At 46.2% G+C, this 2,892-nt stretch carries 3 protein-coding genes; 2 read left to right on the forward strand and 1 reads right to left on the reverse strand.

Annotated features, from left to right (window positions below; genetic code table 11):
• Positions 1-223 precede the first annotated feature (223 nt).
• A complete protein-coding gene (locus HCR01_RS37505; RefSeq protein ID WP_193200948.1) occupies positions 224-823 on the reverse strand; it encodes a hypothetical protein in 600 nt (199 codons plus the stop codon).
• Between the two features lie 248 nt (positions 824-1,071).
• Here HCR01_RS37505 and HCR01_RS37510 point away from each other — a divergent pair, with 248 nt between their 5' ends.
• Together HCR01_RS37510 and HCR01_RS37515 are read left to right on the forward strand one after the other, a co-directional pair.
• On the forward strand, positions 1,072-1,335 hold the full coding sequence (locus HCR01_RS37510; protein ID WP_094345164.1) for a hypothetical protein: 264 nt from the start codon (positions 1,072-1,074) through the stop codon (positions 1,333-1,335).
• A gap of 257 nt (positions 1,336-1,592) precedes the next feature.
• The coding region (locus tag HCR01_RS37515) for a hypothetical protein (protein WP_226890080.1) at positions 1,593-2,892 on the forward strand (1,300 nt) is incomplete at its 3' end.

Raw genomic sequence — 2,892 nt, forward strand, 5'->3', positions numbered from 1 at the left:
TTGTCAGTTTTGGGGGACAATCGAGTAAGAATTGCCCGTATTCTTTAGCGCAGTTGGCTTGCAGTTTTGGTTGGCTGGGTGGAATGAGAAAGACGCTTTGTTGATTGTAATGGTTTCCATAATCGCGTTGTTGTTGCTAAAAATTGCGTTGATACTGGATAGTGTTCGACTTAGCTATTTATGACAGTGCCAGGAATCGCTTTTAATTTGCTCACTTCAGCAACTAAGCCGCTACTGCTATTCGGACTCCTAACGACGCAATCACTTGTTCTGCACTTGGAGCCACACGATTGAGTCCGTACTGTCTTGGTCTTGCGTACCAGCCTTCTTGATTGCACCCGACGAAGCCAACCAAACGCCCGTCTTGGTAGAGTTTGATGCTGAAAGATAACCAGTCAATTTTCCCGTGGTACAGACCAAAAACAGTGCAAGCTTTTTCCAATTCATCGCTCAATCGTTCGTTACGTTCTAGTAGCGTTTCTGGTAATGTTGCCTTAACGGATGCAACTCTTGTAGCAAACCAGTTCCTGTCAAAGGGTAGCTGTCCGCCATCGATTAACTGCACCCATACCGTAATCCCGCCTTCGATCCAGATGGTACGAACGGATTCGGGTCGGACTTCGATAATCTCGCCAATAATCCGACGATCACGAGCAGTCAGGGGGTCTTGGGTTGGGGCTACAGCTTCGGCTTGGGTTTCGATGTAGTTGTCGAGTTCTGCTTGGGCTAGCACTTGTTCATCTCTGCGAGGGGCATCGGCAACTAGTGTTTGATTTAGCTTGAAGCTTGAGGGTGCTTGCTGTATGTAAACTGATTGCGTCATAATGAGGATCTCCTGCCTCTACATGGGGTTAGGTTTTTCACAAAGGGCGATCGCTAGTTTTCCAGACAGGGTGATCGTCTTTTGTTTGTATCTCATGAATCTAATATACTATTTTGGCTAGCCACTGTCAAGACACAATCTAGCCAATTAACTGATCTACATAGGCTTTAGACATTAGTAGAAGTTATAGCCACTGGCTAGACCGTGCTTTATAGTGTAAATAGTTGTTTAAATTCAAAGAAGAAAAGATGGCAGACGAAAGAAAGCTTTCTACTAGGAAGCGTGGCGCTCAGATGAATGTAAGGCTTGATGAGAGCTTGTACGTTGAGTATAAAGAGTTGCTAGAAAAAGAAGGAACAAGTATGACTGAAGATATAGAAAGCTACATTAGAGGTAGACTCGGTAGAGAAGAGAGTGAAACTAATGTTGTTGATATCAGGCAAGTTATAGAAAGACAACAACAAGAGATAGCGGAGATTAAAGCAGAACTGGGAAAATTAAGGGCGGGCTAGCCGCAGAAAATCAACAACTCAAGAGTCAGCTAGAACACATGCTAGCCAGCGCCAAAAATCTCATAAATCTAGCAACAAACTCGCCTCCTATAGAACAATAGGGGGCGAAGCTTTTAAAGGGTGGTGATATCTGTCTAGCCCAGTTGCTTTGTGGCTAGCCTGATGCTAGACTCAAAGCAATTATGCTGACAAATTCAAACCCCCAGCGATTGTTTTCGAGGCAGGCGCTGAGGGTAGTTCCACAAACGCTCAGGTTTATGGTTAATCAAACAATATCAAATCTTCTTGCACCATGCACAGAGGATAATACCGTTATTGACTACAACCCCGGAACAACATCGCTTTTAGATTATGGTGTTGTCAACACCAGCATCCAGGAAACCTTCACTGCCATCGACCGTTTTGAGTGGCAAGCATCCGATGAATTGCGACTGATGCGAGACAAAGGCTATTACGAAGATGGTGGACACAAGAGCTTTGAAGCTTACTGCGAAAATGAGTTGACCAAACACGGGGGATATCGCCGGGTCAGAGATTTGCTGTCTGCGAAGAAAGTAGTTGATACTCTGCCAGAGGAACTCAGGGAAAAGATTACTAAACCCTCTCAAACTCGCCCCTTACTCCGGCTGGTTAAAACTCCTGATAAGTTACAGGAAGTCGTAGCGATCGCAGCTCAGGAAAAACCTTTCCCCACTGCCGCCGATTTCGCCAAAGCAGTCCAGCAAGTCGCACCAAGAACTAAACGCACCGCAAAAAGCGAAAACCATAAAACGCAATTGTGTAATTCTGTGACTGTTTCTTCCCTTTCGCACCCTCGTTATGGCGAATCAGGAGTGATTGAGGCAGACGCGCCGAATCACTGGCAGCAGATTGTCACGTTCAGCGATGGTGAAAGGTTATTGATCAACAATGGGGATCTAGATGCCGCCAGCGTTCCATTCCCCAGAGAATGCACTCACCCCGCAGAATACACAGAAGCGATCGCGGCACTCAAAGAGCAGCATAAACATGAAATAGAGCGTCTAGAGCAGGAATTGAGAATTGGGCTACAAGCAGAAGTATCGGCCAGAGCAGAAGAACAAGTAATTGAGCAAATTCAATCTCTGCAAAACCTGTACAAGCAGCAGAAAGAGCAAAACATCCAGTTACAGCAACGGCTGGATGAAATGGAAGGGTTAAGGAAACTGGAGATTGAAAACCAGCAACTCCAGCAACGCATTCAGGAATTAGAACACGCTGTAGAACAGCGCCCTTCCCAACAGTGGGGAAATACCATGACCCAACAAGCGACCAAAGCCTTGAATAAACAGGTGAAGCAAGCACTGGAGAAGACAATTGATTTGCGATCGCTAGCGCTGGAACCACCAAAGGAGAATGCACAGGAATGCTTACGGCTGATGGGTATGGCATTGAAAAACCTTGCCAGCGCTATGAACAATACCCAAGCCCTGGAAGCTGCGGCAATCATTCTGGGAAGTGAACCGACACAATCCGCGATCGCCTATCGAGCAGAGCAATTGGAAATGCTACCCCAAGCGGTTAGTGATATTCGGCGGG

Source organism: Nostoc sp. MG11 (assembly GCF_014904695.1).
GTDB lineage: Bacteria > Cyanobacteriota > Cyanobacteriia > Cyanobacteriales > Nostocaceae > Komarekiella.

What these genes read in the sequence shown, in the direction of transcription:
- HCR01_RS37505 (WP_193200948.1), bottom strand. Translation starts at nt 823, where the DNA reads ATGACGCAATCAGTTTACATACAGCAAGCACCCTCAAGCTTCAAGCTA.
- HCR01_RS37510 (WP_094345164.1), top strand. Translation starts at nt 1,072, where the DNA reads ATGGCAGACGAAAGAAAGCTTTCTACTAGGAAGCGTGGCGCTCAGATG.